We start from the raw sequence: 14757 nt of genomic DNA, 5'->3' as shown, positions 1-14757 counted from the left end.
GTTGTCCCCCTTGCTCATTCGTTAGGAGTACTCGCGTTGACCACCGTCACCGTCGACCAGCTCGACAGCCCCGCCGCCTACCCGCCCGCAGCCGAATTCGCCGCGAACGCCAATGCCGGTGCCGCCCTGTACGACCGGGCGGCCGCGGACCGGCTCGAGTTCTGGGCCGAGCAGGCCCGTCGGTTGCATTGGGACCGGCCGTGGAACCAGGTGCTGGATTGGTCCAACGCGCCGTACGCGGAGTGGTTCGCCGACGGCACCCTCAATGTGGCCTACAACTGCGTCGACCGGCATGTGCTCGATGGCCACGGCGAGCAGGTCGCCATCCACTGGGAGGGTGAGCCGGGTGATTCCCGCTCGATCACCTACGCCGAGCTGCTGGCCGAGGTGAGCCGGGCGGCGAACTATTTCACCGAGCTGGGGTTGGCCGCCGGGGATCGGGTGGCCATCTATATGCCGATGGTGCCCGAGGCCATTGTGGCGATGCTGGCGTGTGCGCGGCTGGGCCTGACGCATTCGGTGGTGTTCGCCGGTTTCTCGCCTGCCGCGCTGCGCCAGCGCGTCGACGACGCCGGCGCGCGCCTGGTGGTCACCACCGACGGGCAGTGGCGGCGCGGTAAGCCCGCACCGCTGAAGGCCGCGGTGGACGAGGCGCTGGGTGAGGCCGGCGAGACCACCGTCGAACACGTGCTGGTGGTGCGCCGCACCGAGATCGAGGTGCCGTGGACCGAGGGGCGCGACCTGTGGTGGCACGAGACGGTCGCCCAGGCTTCCCCCGAGCACGAAGCTCAGCCCTTCGACGCCGAACACCCCCTGTTCATCCTCTACACCTCCGGCACCACCGGAAAACCCAAAGGCATCCTGCACACCAGCGGCGGCTACCTCACTCAGACCGCCTACACCCACCACTACGTCTTCGACCACAAACCCGGCGCCGACGTCTACTGGTGCACCGCCGACATCGGCTGGGTCACCGGCCACAGCTACATCGTCTACGGCCCCCTCGCCAACCGCGCCACCCAAGTCGTCTACGAAGGCACGCCGAATTCGCCGAACGAGCACCGGCATTTCGAGATCATCGAAAAGTACGGGGTGACCATCTATTACACCGCGCCGACATTGATCCGGACGTTCATGAAGTGGGGCAGGCAGATCCCGGACGCGCACGATCTGTCCTCGATCCGCGTGCTGGGCTCGGTCGGCGAACCGATCAACCCGGAAGCGTGGCGGTGGTATCGCGAGGTGATCGGTTCCGGCAGCGCGCCCATCGTGGACACCTGGTGGCAGACCGAAACCGGGTCGATCATGATCTCCCCGCTACCCGGCGTCACCGCCACCAAGCCCGGCGCCGCGATGACCCCGCTGCCCGGCATCTCCGCACGTGTGGTCGACGACGACGGCGCCGGACTCGGCCGCGACCGGTCGGGCCTGCTGGTCCTCGACCAGCCCTGGCCGTCGATGCTGCGCGGCATCTGGAACGATCCGCAACGATTCCAGGAGACCTATTGGGACCGCTTCCGCGAATCCGGGTGGTACTTCGCCGGTGACGGCGCGCGGCGGGATGCCGACGGTGACCTGTGGGTGCTCGGCCGCGTCGACGACGTCATGAATGTCTCCGGCCACCGCATCTCCACCGCCGAGGTGGAATCGGCGCTGGTCTCCCACAGCGCCGTCGCCGAGGCCGCCGTAGTGGGTGCCAGCGACGAAACCACCGGCCAGGCCATCGTCGCCTTCGCCATCCTCACCGCCGAGGCCGGCTCGGGCGAGCAGGACCGGGACACGCTGATCACCCAGCTGAAAGCCGAAGTGTCCCAGCAGATCAGCCCGATCGCCCGGCCACGCGACATCCACATCGTGCCGGAGCTGCCGAAGACCCGCAGCGGCAAGATCATGCGACGGCTGCTGCGCGACGTCGCCGAGGGCCGCGAACTCGGCGACACCTCCACCCTGGTCGATCCGACCGTGTTCGAGTCCATCGCCCGCGGGTAATCCCGGGACAGGCGGCGGACCCGGTCCGTGAGGGGGATCGGGTCCGCCGTCAGGTCCGGGAGAACGCGCGCCCGGTCGCCAGGAACAGCAGATCGATCGCGGGAGCGCGCACCTGCTCCGGCCCGTCACCGGCGGACCAGTCCGTGTCGGTCGCGGTCAGCCGCAGGCCACGCACCCGCTTGCGGGCACCGTAGAACCGGCTGGCCAGCACATGATCCAGCGCGGCAACGACCCGTTCCGGCGGGGAGTGCAGGGTGCGTCCGAGCGGGCGGGCCACGTCCTGTTCGTGCACGATGATGTCGGCCAAGGGATCCATGGGCGAGGCGCCGGGCGAGCGTCGCGAGGATCCCGCCGAGTCGCGCAGCTGCGCGATCAGCTCAGCGGGTGTGTGGCGCGCCGACACCCGGCGCGCGGCTTCGGCATTCATCCGATCCCAATCGCCCCTGGCCCGGATCAGGCCCACCAGGGTGGATCCGAGGGTGTCGACCGAGGCGATGTGGGCGAGGACATCGTGGATGGTCCAGCCCGGGCACAGCGATTCGCGCTGCCATTCGTCATCGGTCAGCTCGTCGAAGAAGTCGGCGAAGGCCAGCCGTTCCGCACGCAACCACGTCGAAATCAGGTCAGGATCCGTCATCGGTTCTCCCGGTTCGCAGGGGTGTCACCGATATCGACGGCGCACGGCAGGCGAAATCATCGCTCGCCGCTCGGCGACGCCGAACCCAAGTGGACGCATGACCTGGCGAGGCTCCGAGATACCTTGCGCGAAGCGGTTATTCAGAGTTGGAGTACCTTCTTGCGCATGGAGGTTCTGCTGCATCAGATCGACGCGTTCGCCGACGCACCGTTCTCGGGAAACCCGGCCGCGGTGATGCCGCTGCCGAACTGGCTGCCCGATGCGCTGTTGCAACATCTGGCCGAGGAGAACAACCTCGCCGAAACGGCCTTCTACACCCCCGGGTTACCGGCCGAGGCGGGCCCGGCGCCCGGCGATTGGCCCGCTTTTCACCTGCGCTGGTTCACCCCGCGGGTGGAGGTGGACATGTGCGGGCACGCGACGTTGGCGAGCGCGGCGCAGATCCTCACCGACATCGCGCCCGGCGCCGACCGGGTCAGCTTCTACACCCGCAGCGGCTGGCTGCACGTCGACCGCACCGATGACGACGAATACGTGCTCGATCTGCCCGTGGTGCCGTCCATCGAGACCGAACCAGATCCGGTGCTGGTGGCGGCGCTCGGCGTGCGGCCGGTGCGTGCGTATACCGGCGCGGACGCGGTCATCGTCGTCGACAGTGAGCAGCAGGTACGCACCCTGCGTCCGGCGCTGGACCGGTTTCCGCCGCTGCCGCGTGGCGCCATCGTCACCGCGCGCGGCGACGAGGTGGACTTCGTGTCCCGGTTCTTCGGGCCCGGCGTCGGCGTTCCGGAAGATCCGGTGACAGGCTCGGCGCACGCGCAACTGGTACCGCTGTGGAGTCGCGAACTGGGTCGCACGACGATGACGGCCCGCCAGCTCTCGCGGCGCGGCGGTCTGCTGCGCACCGAGCTCGTCGGCGACCGGGTGCTGCTGATCGGGCGCTGCCGCCGCTATCTGGACGGTGTGGTGACGCTGCCGGACGACTGAGCAACGCACCGCCACGTTAACGGCGGTCACGAATGTGCCATTGACAAATGGCGCATTCAGCGCTGATGCTTGGCGCATGGTGACAACGAAGTCAACGGCGACTTTGCCACGCCCGGTTCCGCGGTCGGCGTCCCTGCGGACCCGCCTCGCGGCGACCGGATCGGTGCTGAGCATCCGGCAGATCAACAGCCTCCTTCCGCCGACCCGATGGGGCATCGGCGCAGGTCGCGGCCTGATCGCGACGGTGATGGCGCTGGGCGGGCCGCCCGTGCCGGGAACTACGACGATGCCGGTGCGAGCGGCCGGGGTGCGCGGCGAGATGGTGCGCGCACCGGGGGTGCCACTGGGCGAGCGGGTGATCTATTACGTGCACGGCAGTGGGTATGTGATCTGCTCGGCGCGCACCCACCGCGGGCTGGCGTCGCGGCTGTCGAAGGAGACCGGGCTGCCGGTGTTCGTCGTCGACTATCGGCTCGCGCCCGAGCACCGCTTCCCGGCCGCCGCCGACGACGTGGCCGCCGGCTACCGCTGGCTGCTGGCGAACGGGTACCAGGCCCACAACATCGTCATGGGCGGCGATTCGGCCGGCTGCCACCTCACCCTCGACCTGCTGCTGGAGAACGCCAGGACGGGGACGGCGCAACCCGCCGGTGCGTTCATGTTCTCGCCGCTGATGGATCTGACCTTGACTGCGGCCGAGGAACTGGACCGGCGCCGCCCGGATCCGATGGCGCCGGCCCCGGTCGGGCGCCGGATGATCGCGCTCTACACCCGGCACGAACCCGCGGACTCCCCGCGGCTGCGGTTGACCATCCCGCCGGCCGTGACCCTGCCCCCGCTGTTCGTCCAGGCGGCGGCCGAGGAGATGCTGGCCGACGACGCCCGTCACCTGTGGCGGATGGCCACCGCGACCGGGAACACCTGCCGGTTGGAGCTGTGGCCCGGCCGCATCCACGTCTTCCAGGCGCTGCCGCTGCTCGTGCCCGAGGCGACGCCGGCGCTGCGCCGGGCCGCGGCCTTCGTCACCGAGGCGCTGGCCGCGGCCGACGCGCCGATCCACGAGCAGGTGAGCTGAGATGTGGCCGTTCAGCACCGACCGCACACGCAATGCGAAGGCGGTCGTCACCGGTGCCGGCAGCGGCATCGGCCGCGCCTTCGCCCTGGAACTCGCCGCGCGCGGCGGTGAGGTGGTGTGCGCCGATATCGATAAGGATCGCGCCGATGAGACCGTTCGCCTGATCGAGCGGCACCACGGGCGGCCCGCACATGCTTTCTTCTGCGATGTCGCCCAGCGCGCGGATGTGGTGCGCCTGGCCGATTTCGCCGAGGAGGTCTTCTCCGGCCCGCCGACGGTGGTGGTGAACAACGCCGGGGTCGGCATCGGCGGAAAACCTGTGGGCGACATCGGTTTCGACGATTGGGAATGGGCACTGGGCATCAACCTGTGGGGCGTGGTGCACGGGTGCGAGATCTTCGCACCGCGCCTGCGCGCCGCGGGGCGGGGCGGCATCGTCAACGTGGCCTCGGCGGCGGGCTTCGCGGCCGCGCCCGGGATGGCGGTGTACAACACCTCCAAGGCCGCGGTGCTGTCGCTGACCGAAACGATGTACGCCGAATTGGCGGGCAGCGGCGTCGCGGTGACGGCGCTGTGCCCGACCTTCGTCAAAACCAATGTGGTCGCCGACGGCCGGATCACCTCGGGGCCGTCGCGGTTGGCCGATCAGCTGATGCGCTGGACCGGGTTCTCCCCCGAACGCGTCGCCGCGGGCGCCCTCGACGCACTCGACCACGGCCGCCTCTACGTGCTGCCACAGCTGGACGCCCGGCTCGTCTGGCAGCTCAAACGCACCTTTCCCGCCACCTACGCCCACGCGCTCGGCTTGCTCAATCGCCTACTGCCCCAAGGGGATGCGGCCGCGACCGAGCCGAACTCCGATACCACAGGAGCCTGACATGGCATTCGACTTCGACAACATGCTCACCAAGATCAAGGCCAAGCAGTGGGCCCTGGCCGATATCGACTGGGACGCTCCCGGCGCCGAGGAGATCGACCCCGAACTGTGGGCCAAGCTCAAGCCCTTCATGTCCGATCTGATGTGGATCGAGAACGTCGGCGCCCGCGGTTTCGCCGCCATGGCCAAGAAGGCGCCCACCGACACCCTCAAGGAGATCTACCGCTACTTCCATGCCGAGGAACAGCGCCACGCCAATGCCGAACTGGCCCTGATGCGGCGCTGGGGCATGCTCGACGGCGACGAGATGCCGGAACCGAACATCAACGTGAAACTGGTGATCGACTTCCTGGACAAGCACGCCGACGGCATGTCGCTGTCTTTCCTCGGCACCGTGATCCCGATGCTGGAAGTGGCGCTGGACGGCGCGCTGATCAAATTCGTCACCGATGAGATCAAGGACCCCGTCGCCCAAGAGGTGTTCAAGAAGATCAACGCCGACGAATCCCGGCATCTGGCCACCGATTACGCGGTGATGGAGCTGCTCGGGCACGCCACCGCGCGCAAACTGGCCATCGACTTCATCGGCGGCTGGGCCAAGCCGTCGCTGATCGTCGGCGCGCTCAGCTACTTCCCGCTGCTGAACAAGATGCGCGACAACATCGTGGAGATGGGCGTATCCGAGGACAAGCTGTACGCGGCGATGGCCCGGTTCAAGGCCGTCGGCGAACGGGCCCCGATCGTGAACCGGCTGCCCATGTACCGGCTGGTCAAGATGCACAGCGATTGGGTGATCAATCGCGATCACCCGTACCACCTGGTCGCCGACACCCTGGTCAAGGTGACCGGCCGCATCCCCGAACGCTACTTCGCCGAACAGCCCACGTGGTCGAAGGCGCTGACCCACGAGCCGGTCGCATGAGCGCGGCGGCACAGCCACTGGATGTGGCGGTCATCGGAGCGGGTTTCGCCGGGATCGGGGTGGCGATCCGGTTGCGTCAGCGCGGCGTCACGAACGTCGCGGTGCTCGAACGTGACACCAGGGTGGGCGGCACCTGGCGCGACAACACCTATCCCGGTGCGGCGTGCGATATTCCGTCGCGGCTGTACTCCTACAGTTTCGCGCCGAATCCGGACTGGTCGCAGACCTATTCGGGCAGCGCGGAGATCCTGGGCTACATCGAATCCATGGTCGACGAGTTCGGGATACGGCCATCCATCAGATTCGGCCACAACGTCGCGGGCCTGGAATTCGACGAGGACGCCGGCCTGTGGTCCATCGCTATTACCGGCCGCAAGCGCCCGCTGCGCGCACGCGCGGTCGTGATCGCCTCCGGCCCACTGTCCAACGCCAGCTTCCCGGATATCGACGGCCTGGAGGGTTTCGCCGGACACAAGATCCACAGCGCCCGCTGGGATCACGGCTACGACTTCACCGGCAAGAAGGTGGCCGTGGTCGGCACCGGAGCCAGCGCCGTGCAGATCGTGCCGGAACTGGTGAAACAGGCCGGCAAGGTCACGGTGTTCCAGCGCACCCCCGGCTGGGTGCTCCCACGGGTCAACCGCGACACCACGGCCGCGACCAAAGAGCTGTACCGACGACTCCCGCTCGCCCAGACCCTGGCGCGGGAGGCCTGGTTCTGGGGGCACGAATCGGTCGCGCTCGGAGTGGTGTGGAACAGCCCGCTCACCCGCGTCGTCGAGCAGGTCTCGCGGCTGCATCTGCGGTCCCAGGTGCGCGACCCGTGGTTGCGCCGCCAGCTCACCCCCGACTTCCGGGCCGGCTGCAAACGGCTGCTGATGAGCAACGACTACTACCCGGCGCTGCAAGCCGACAACTGCGAACTGATCACCTGGCCCATCGTGCGCCTGGTGCCCGAAGGCATCCAGACCGCCGAAGGCATCGTGCACAGCGCCGACTGCATCGTCTTCGCCACCGGCTTCGACGTGTCCAAGGCGGGCGCGCCGATTCCGGTGACCGGGCGCGGCGGCCGCAAACTCGGCGAGGAATGGAGCCGCGGCGCCTACGCCTACAAGAGCGTCGCGGTGGCGGGCTATCCGAATATGTTCCTCACCTTCGGCCCGAACTCGGGGCCGGGGCACAATTCGGCGCTGGTGTACATGGAAGCCCAGATCGACTACATCACCGAGGCCATCGGAGTGCTGTTGCGCCGGGACCTGCGCACAATGGAAGTCGACCGGCAACGGCAGGACCGCTACAACGCCCGGCTGCAACGGCGGCTGGCCGCGACGACCTGGAACTCCGGCTGCCGCAGCTGGTATCTCACCGAGGATGGGTTCAACGCGACGATGTATCCCGGGTTCGGCACGCAGTATGTGCGTGAGCTCGCCGAGGTGGATCTCGGCGATTACGTGCTCACACCGCGGGTGGAGGCTCGGGCGCTCGCGGTTAGTGGGGCGCGGGCCGGATAGGCGCGCAGGTGCGGCTGCCCGTGCGCAGGGAGGCGCGCGGGCAGCGGGCCGGCCGGACCTGGCTCGGGGGATGTGGACGACGCCTACGGATCCACCGAAGTCGGCGGTGATCCGGCGGGAACGGGCACGGAGGTCTCGAGTCCTATCGCTCGAGTCCTATCGCTCGGGGACCGGACCATCGTCGGGTGCGGGACCGATGACGCCGGTGGCGTCGGGTAGCAGCGGCACCACCGCGAAGGCGCCGGCGGCCGCGTCCGCCGGTAGGGCCGCCACTGCCCGGATGCCGTTGCGCGCGGCGAGGTTTCGCAGCTGATCCAGCGTGCCGCGGACGATCAGGCCCACCGCGCACGCGCAGCCCTCGCGCAGCCGGGCGACCGAGACGGTGGTGATCTTCTCGGTGCGCTCGTCGACGGCGACGGTGCGGCGCAATTGGTCCAGCAGCTGCCAGGCGGCGTCCTCGGCCGAGCGCAGCACCACCTCCTCGGTGGCGGGGACCTGCACCGTCACCAGTTGGGTCTGCACGCGCGGCAGCGGCACCTGGTAGAGCACGCGGCCGATCTGGAGCCCGCCCGCGAGCTCCGGAAGGCGTTGCGGGGTCTGGTATTCGGTGAACGACACCAGCGCCCAGTGCTCGGCGGAATCGGTGCCGTTCAGCGAATCCCGTGCTCGCGCAAGGTAGTCCGCCACCGACTCGCCCTGCTCGGGGCCGAGCCGATCCGTGGACACGCCCTCCGAACGCGGCGGCTGCATGGCGCCGACGGCGATCAGCACGACCACGACCACCCCGGCGACCGCGGCGAACATCGCGCGCATGGTGCGCGTGGACCGCAGAACGGGGGTGTCCCCGGCGTCGTCGCGCGGGCCGGATTCTGGCTCACCGGGCACGGTCAGCACATCCTCCGGCGACGGTCGTCTCCGGCGCCGCGCGACCGGCACTCACGCATTGCGGAGCACATCCAGGGCGTGCGTCAGGTCCGCCGGGTACTCACTGGTGATCTCCAGATACCTGCCGTCGGCGGGATGCTGGAAGCCGAGCGAACGCGCGTGCAGCCACTGCCGTTGCAGGCCGAGCCGTTCGGCCAGGCGGGGGTCGGCGCCGTAGGTGAGGTCACCGCAGCAGGGATGGCGGATCGCGGAGAAATGCACCCGGATCTGATGCGTGCGGCCGGTTTCCAGATGGATGTCGAGCAGGCTCGCCGCCTGGAACGCCTCCACCGTGTCGTAGTGGGTGACGCTGGGGCGGCCGTCGGCGGTGACCGCGAACTTCCAGTCGTTGCCGCGGGCCCGGCCGATCGGGGCGTCGATGGTGCCGCTGCTGGGATCCGGATGTCCCTGCACCAGTGCGTGATAGCGCTTGTCCACGGTGCGCTGCTTGAACGCGCGCTTGAGCACGGTGTAGGCGTGCTCGGACTGGGCGACCACCATCACCCCGGAGGTGCCGACGTCGAGGCGGTGCACAATGCCCTGACGTTCGTGCGCGCCGGAGGTGGAGATGCGGTAGCCGGCCGCGGCCAGCCCGCCCACCACCGTCGGCCCGGACCAGCCGACGCCGGTGTGCGCGGCCACGCCGACGGGTTTGTCCACCGCGACGATGTCGTCGTCGGCGTAGAGAATCTTCATCCCCTCGACCGGTTCGGCCTCGATGGTGAGTTCGCGTTTGGGTTCGGGGAACACCACCTCGAGCCAGGCGCCCGCGGTCAGCCGATCCGATTTGCCCGCGGCGACACCGTCGAGCTGCACCGAACCCTCTTCGGCCAGCGCCGCCACCGCCGTCCGGGACAGCCCGAGCAGCCGCGACAGGCCGGCGTCGACCCGCATGCCGTCGAGCCCGTCGGGCACCGGCATGGTCCTGGTTTCCCTCACGCCGCGCTCCCCTCGCCCGCGCCGGTGTTCTCGGTGTTCGCCGCGTCGTCGGTCTTCTCGATCGTGTCGTTCTTCTCGGTTGTCACTGTGTTCTCGGTGTTCCCCGGATCGGTTTCCGCTGCTTCGCTCGCCGCCTTCTCGCGACCGACCCTGGTGCCGTTGGGCTCGAATCCGAACACCGTCAGCACCACGAGCAGGATCGCGCCGCACACGATGGCCGAATCGGCGACATTGAAGACCGGCCACCAGCCCACGGCGACGAAATCGACCACATGGCCCTGCAACGGACCCGGCGAACGGAACAGCCGATCCACCAGATTGCCGAGCGCACCGCCGAGGACCATGCCGAGGCCGACCGCCCACCACAGCGAGCGCAGGGTGCGGCCGATGCGGATCACACCGATCACCACCGCAGCCGCGACCAGCGTCAGCAGCCAGGTCATGCCGGTCGCCATGGAGAACGCCGCGCCCGGATTGCGCACCAGGCTCAGACGGACGACGTCACCGATGAGATACACCGGATCGCCGGGGGTCAGCGTGGCGACCACGATGACCTTGGTGAGCAGGTCGAGGGCGAACAACACCGCCGCGATCACCAGCAACAGCCGCAGTCGCTGCGGCGGGCGTGCCGGGCCCTCGGGGGGCTGCTCGGCGGTGCTTGGCTCGGGTGGCCGGTCGTCACTCACGCCGACCATCATCTCTCGAGGCGAGAACCGGCCTGTGCTGTGGGCACCGCATGTCCCGGCACTGCGGGCACCGCATGTACCGGCACTGCGGGCAGCGGGTGTCCCAGCCGATCCTCAGGCTGCGCTGTCCGCATGTCCCAGCTGACACTCAGGAACCGGTCGTACTCTGTTGCTCGTGACGGTGTTGTCTTCTCCCCACGCACCCCGGATCGGCCGTTCCGGAGTGCTGATCATGGTGCTCGCGGTCGGGTTGTCGGCGTTCGGTGTCGGGTGCAGCGACGGCGCCGAGCCGTCCGCGGACGTCGAGGGCACCGAGCCGCTGGGCATCGGGCGTGAAGTGACGGTGCCGATCGCCGCCGCCGTGGCCACCGTCGAGTCGCCCGGCGACGAACCGCGCGGCGCACTGCGGGCCGGTTTCCCGGACGGCACCGTGCAGGAGGTGACGCTGCGCACCGATCACCGCATCCAGCAGCAGATCAACGATCAGCCGCCGCGCGACTTCTCGCATCCGGCGCTGACCATCCCGTTGACCGCCCGCACGCACGACTCCGACGTCGACCTCACCCTCGGCGCCGTCACCACCCCTGACCCGGCGCTGTCGCAGGCGCTGACCGCCGCCGACGGCTCGCACGCCGGCCTGGACATGAGCGAGCTCGGCGCGATCACCGCGCTGCGGCTGGCCCCCTCGCCGGATACCTCGAACTCCGCGCGCGCGGCCATCGAGCAGGCGTTCTATCAGGCGGTGTACCAGTCGATCACCTTCCCGGACGATCCGGTGGGTGTGGGCGCGGTGTGGACGGTGCGCCAGGAGGTCACCGGCGGGGTGGCCCTGGACCAGGTGACGACGGCGACGTTGACCGCACGCGACGGCAACCGGCTCACCATCGACCTGACCGTGGCCCAGACGCCGAAATCGCGGACCTGGAATCTGCCCAATGACGCGGGCACCTTGCAGATCGAGGATTACGCGATGACCGGTGCGGGCACCATCATCGTCGATCTGGGCCTGCCGCTGCCGGTGTCGGGGGCGATCGATATCGGCGGGCACCAGTCCTACCGCGATGCGCGCACGGACACGCTGCTGCGCCAGACCATCAGCACACGGGTGTCCTGGGGCGAATAGGCCGCGGGATCTCGCGATCGGCGGATGTCTGTCGGTACCCGGGCCTAGGCTCGAACCCGTCCGACAACCGATCGAGACCAGGAGGTCTTGCGATGTCCGATGTCTCCCCGATTCCAGAGGGCTACCCGCGCCTGTCCCCCGGCCTGGCCGTGGACGGCGCGGCCGAAGCGATCGAGTTCTACAAGAAGGTGTTCGGCGCCACCGAGCGCATGCGCATGCCGCGACCGGACGGCAAGGTCGCGCATTGTGAGCTGCTGGTCGGCGATTCGGTGATCATGCTCGGCGATCCGGCGCCGGAGATGAAGTTCCTCGACCCGAAGACCGTCGGCGGCACGCCGGTGAACTTCAACATCTACGTCCCCGATTCCGATGCCGCCTTCACCGCGGCCATCGCGTCGGGCGCCACCGAGCTCATGCCGATGGAAAACCAGTTCTACGGCGACCGCACGGGCAGCTTCACCGATCCGTGGGGCCACCAGTGGACCGTCGCCACCCATGTCGAGGACGTCGCCCCCGACGAGATGGAGCGGCGGATGGCCGAGTTCACCGGAGCGTCCTGACAGCCGGGTGATCCTGGCTGCGGGTGACGCCCCGCAGCCAGGACCCACGCCTCGCTCAGGCGGCCCCGCCCGGGGACGCCGGGATGAGCTTGTGCTCCTCGTCGCGCAGTGACGCGGTGATCCACCAGGCCGCCTCGACCAGCACGATGCCCACCACACCGCAGATCACCGCGGCGGTGGTGAGCCCGACGTTGGACGGGTCGAGTTTGAAGAACTCGCGGGTGAACGGGATGGTGAACAGCAGCAGGTAGGCCAGCACCGAGGCGCCCAGCAGCACCACCTTCCACCACACGTACGGCCGGGCCACGATGGCCAGCACCCACACCGCGATCATGATCAAGGTGATGAGCGCGGTGGTGCCGGCCTGCACGGTCTGCTCCTCGGTCGCCTCCGGCCCCGCGTACGCGATCAGATACGCGACGAAGGTGGCCACGCCGATCACCACACCGGACGGGATCGCCAACCGCATCACCCGCCCCACGAAACCCGGACGCGCCCGCTCGTTGTTCGGCGCCAGCGACAGGATGAACGCCGGAATGCCGATGGTGAACCAGGCCGCGATGGTGACATGCCGCGGCAGGAACGGATACCCGATCGGCTCGTAGTCGAAGATCTGCGACCCGGCACCGGCCAGGCCGACCAGGAACGCCAGCAGCACCGAGTACACCGTCTTGGTGAGGAACAGATTCGAGACGCGCTCGATATTGCCGATCACCCGGCGGCCCTCACCCACCACATACGGCAGCGTCGCGAACTTGTTGTCCAGCAGCACGATCTGGGCCACCGCGCGGGTGGCGGGACTGCCCGAGCCCATCGCGACGCCGATATCGGCGTCCTTGAGCGCCAGCACATCGTTGACGCCGTCCCCGGTCATGGCGACGGTATGCCCGCGCGACTGCAACGCACCCACCATGGCGCGCTTCTGATCCGGGCGCACCCGGCCGAAAGTCGTTTCCCGGTCCAGCACATCGGCGAGCGCGTCCCGGTCCTCGGGCAGCCCGCGCGCGTCGACGGCATGATCGCCGCCGGGCAGATCCAGCGAGGCGGCCACCGCGCCCACCGACACCGCGTTGTCGCCGGAGATGACCTTGATCGCGACATCCTGGCTCGCGAAATAGTCGAGGGTCTCGCGCGCGTCCGGGCGCACCTTCTGCTCCAGCACCACCAGCGCGGCCGGGGTGACGACGCCCGGCGCGTCGGGTGCGTCGACGGCGCGATCGCTGGTGGCCAGCAACAGGATCCGCAACCCCGACGACCCGAGCTCCTCGGCGGTGCGGGCATCCTCAGAACCGGAATCGAGCAGCACATCGGGGGCGCCGAGCAGCCAGTTGCCGTGCTCGCCGTAGGAGAAACCGCTCCACTTCTTGGCCGAGGAGAACGGCGCGACGGCGGTGTAGGTCCAGTCCGGCTGCTCGGGCAGCGCCTCGGCGATGGCCTGCACACTGGCGTTGGGGCGCGGATCGTCGCCGGCCATGGCCGCGAGCGCACGGCGGATCTCGGCCTCGTAACCTGCGCCGAGAATCTTGAGGTCGGCCAGCCGCATCCCGTTCTCGGTGAGCGTGCCGGTCTTGTCCGCGCACACCACATCGACGCGGGCCAAGCCCTCGATCGCGGGCAGCTCCTGCACCAGGCATTTGCGCCGGCCCAACCGCACCACACCGACCGCGAACGCGATCGAGGTCATCAGCACCAGGCCCTCGGGCACCATCGGCACCAGCGCCGCCACCATGCCGGTGACCGCGGGCCGCCACGACTGGCCGCTGGAGAACAACTGGTTGTAGATGATCAGCGCACCGGCCGGGATCAACAGGTAGGTGATGACCTTCAGAATGGTGTTGATGCCGTTGCGCAGTTCGGAATTGACCAGAGTGAACTTGCTGGCCTCCTCGGCCAGCTTGGCCGCATAGGCGTCGCGGCCGACCTTGGTGGCGCGGTAGGCGCCGGAACCGGACACCACATAGCTGCCCGAGAGCACCTGCGCGCCCAGCTCCTTGTGCACCGGATCGGCCTCACCGGTGAGCAGCGACTCGTCGACCTCGAGCAGTTCGGATTCGACGACCTCGCCGTCGACCACGATCTGATCGCCGGGTCCGAGTTCGATCAGCTCGTCGAGCACCACGTCCTTGGGCGCGATCTGCTCGGAACGACCGTCCCGGCGCACCGTCGGCTTGGCCTGGCTGACGATGGCCAGCTGATCGAGGGTGCGCTTGGCGCGGATCTCCTGAATGATGCCGACCGCGCTGTTGGCCACGATGAGCAGCCCGAACATGCCGTCGATCACCGAACCGGTCGCCATCACCAGCACGAACAGCACACCGAGGATCGCGTTGATCCTGGTGAAGACATTGGCGCGGACGATATCGCGCACCGAACGGCTGGCCCGGTCGGGCACATCGTTGGTGCGGCCGTCACGACGACGTTCGTCCACCTCGGCAGCGGTCAACCCGGTCGAACGCGGCGCCTGCACGGATATCGACATGGCTGCCAGCCTAAGCGACGGCGTCCGGCGCGAGCCGTCACCAGCCAC

General features: G+C 68.9%; 13 protein-coding genes. 8 read left to right on the top strand and 5 right to left on the bottom strand.

Annotated elements, in window-relative coordinates; genetic code table 11:
• Positions 1-36 precede the first annotated feature (36 nt).
• A complete protein-coding gene (acs, locus tag FEK34_RS05215; RefSeq protein ID WP_138446684.1) occupies positions 37-1989 on the top strand; it encodes an acetate--CoA ligase in 1953 nt (650 codons plus the stop codon).
• A gap of 49 nt (positions 1990-2038) precedes the next feature.
• Here acs and FEK34_RS05210 read toward each other — a convergent pair whose 3' ends face one another.
• Positions 2039-2626, bottom strand: coding sequence for a maleylpyruvate isomerase family mycothiol-dependent enzyme (locus FEK34_RS05210; protein ID WP_138446683.1), 588 nt, complete (start codon positions 2624-2626; stop codon positions 2039-2041).
• A gap of 165 nt (positions 2627-2791) precedes the next feature.
• Here FEK34_RS05210 and FEK34_RS05205 point away from each other — a divergent pair, with 165 nt between their 5' ends.
• The 5 genes from FEK34_RS05205 to FEK34_RS05185 all read left to right on the top strand — a co-directional run bounded on the left by FEK34_RS05205 (position 2792) and on the right by FEK34_RS05185 (position 7998).
• On the top strand, positions 2792-3613 hold the full coding sequence (locus FEK34_RS05205; RefSeq protein ID WP_138446682.1) for a PhzF family phenazine biosynthesis protein: 822 nt from the start codon (positions 2792-2794) through the stop codon (positions 3611-3613).
• A 76-nt stretch (positions 3614-3689) separates the two neighbouring features.
• A complete protein-coding gene (locus FEK34_RS05200; protein ID WP_171048049.1) occupies positions 3690-4688 on the top strand; it encodes an alpha/beta hydrolase in 999 nt (332 codons plus the stop codon).
• Between the two features lies 1 nt (position 4689).
• Complete coding sequence (locus FEK34_RS05195; RefSeq protein WP_138446681.1) at positions 4690-5565, top strand: SDR family NAD(P)-dependent oxidoreductase; 876 nt, start codon at positions 4690-4692, stop codon at positions 5563-5565.
• Between the two features lies 1 nt (position 5566).
• Positions 5567-6487, top strand: a complete 921-nt coding sequence (locus FEK34_RS05190; protein WP_138446680.1) for a ferritin-like domain-containing protein — start codon at positions 5567-5569, stop codon at positions 6485-6487.
• Positions 6484-7998: a flavin-containing monooxygenase gene (locus FEK34_RS05185; protein WP_138446679.1), complete on the top strand. Its 1515-nt coding sequence runs from the start codon at positions 6484-6486 to the stop codon at positions 7996-7998. Before FEK34_RS05190 ends, FEK34_RS05185 begins: the two co-directional genes overlap by 4 nt.
• A gap of 156 nt (positions 7999-8154) precedes the next feature.
• Here the strand turns inward: FEK34_RS05185 and FEK34_RS05180 are convergent, their stop codons facing one another.
• From FEK34_RS05180 to lspA, 3 genes are read right to left on the bottom strand one after another with little or no spacing between them, the layout of a single operon-like run.
• Positions 8155-8883, bottom strand: a complete 729-nt coding sequence (locus FEK34_RS05180) for a hypothetical protein (protein ID WP_349292409.1) — start codon at positions 8881-8883, stop codon at positions 8155-8157.
• Between the two features lie 51 nt (positions 8884-8934).
• The gene (locus FEK34_RS05175) at positions 8935-9861 is read right to left on the bottom strand and encodes an RluA family pseudouridine synthase (RefSeq protein WP_130915804.1); all 927 of its coding nucleotides are present in this window, start codon (positions 9859-9861) and stop codon (positions 8935-8937) included.
• A complete protein-coding gene (gene lspA, locus FEK34_RS05170) occupies positions 9858-10559 on the bottom strand; it encodes a signal peptidase II (protein ID WP_138446677.1) in 702 nt (233 codons plus the stop codon). Before lspA ends, FEK34_RS05175 begins: the two co-directional genes overlap by 4 nt.
• 220 nt (positions 10560-10779) lie before the next feature.
• Here lspA and FEK34_RS05165 point away from each other — a divergent pair, with 220 nt between their 5' ends.
• Both FEK34_RS05165 and FEK34_RS05160 read left to right on the top strand, forming a co-directional pair.
• On the top strand, positions 10780-11670 hold the full coding sequence (locus FEK34_RS05165; protein WP_432760931.1) for a hypothetical protein: 891 nt from the start codon (positions 10780-10782) through the stop codon (positions 11668-11670).
• Between the two features lie 92 nt (positions 11671-11762).
• Positions 11763-12230 (top strand): VOC family protein, encoded by a 468-nt coding sequence (locus FEK34_RS05160; protein WP_138446676.1) that lies wholly within the window; start codon positions 11763-11765, stop codon positions 12228-12230.
• 55 nt (positions 12231-12285) lie between these two features.
• On the opposite strand, the gene FEK34_RS05155 is transcribed toward FEK34_RS05160, so the two are convergent.
• A complete protein-coding gene (locus tag FEK34_RS05155; protein WP_138446675.1) occupies positions 12286-14709 on the bottom strand; it encodes a cation-translocating P-type ATPase in 2424 nt (807 codons plus the stop codon).
• Between the last annotated feature and the right edge of the window lie 48 nt (positions 14710-14757).

It is taken from the genome of Nocardia cyriacigeorgica, assembly GCF_005863245.1.
Classification (GTDB): domain Bacteria; phylum Actinomycetota; class Actinomycetes; order Mycobacteriales; family Mycobacteriaceae; genus Nocardia; species Nocardia cyriacigeorgica_C.
This window is presented reverse-complemented; position numbering and strand designations above follow the sequence as displayed.

Excerpts from the sequence above, each read along its gene's own strand:
- lspA (WP_138446677.1), bottom strand. The coding sequence starts at position 10,559 with ATGATGGTCGGCGTGAGTGACGACCGGCCACCCGAGCCAAGCACCGCC.
- FEK34_RS05155 (WP_138446675.1), bottom strand. The coding sequence starts at position 14,709 with ATGTCGATATCCGTGCAGGCGCCGCGTTCGACCGGGTTGACCGCTGCC.
- FEK34_RS05160 (WP_138446676.1), top strand. The coding sequence starts at position 11,763 with ATGTCCGATGTCTCCCCGATTCCAGAGGGCTACCCGCGCCTGTCCCCC.
- FEK34_RS05205 (WP_138446682.1), top strand. The coding sequence starts at position 2,792 with ATGGAGGTTCTGCTGCATCAGATCGACGCGTTCGCCGACGCACCGTTC.
- FEK34_RS05185 (WP_138446679.1), top strand. The coding sequence starts at position 6,484 with ATGAGCGCGGCGGCACAGCCACTGGATGTGGCGGTCATCGGAGCGGGT.
- FEK34_RS05210 (WP_138446683.1), bottom strand. The coding sequence starts at position 2,626 with ATGACGGATCCTGACCTGATTTCGACGTGGTTGCGTGCGGAACGGCTG.
- FEK34_RS05190 (WP_138446680.1), top strand. The coding sequence starts at position 5,567 with ATGGCATTCGACTTCGACAACATGCTCACCAAGATCAAGGCCAAGCAG.
- FEK34_RS05195 (WP_138446681.1), top strand. The coding sequence starts at position 4,690 with ATGTGGCCGTTCAGCACCGACCGCACACGCAATGCGAAGGCGGTCGTC.
- FEK34_RS05200 (WP_171048049.1), top strand. The coding sequence starts at position 3,690 with ATGGTGACAACGAAGTCAACGGCGACTTTGCCACGCCCGGTTCCGCGG.
- FEK34_RS05165 (WP_432760931.1), top strand. The coding sequence starts at position 10,780 with ATGGTGCTCGCGGTCGGGTTGTCGGCGTTCGGTGTCGGGTGCAGCGAC.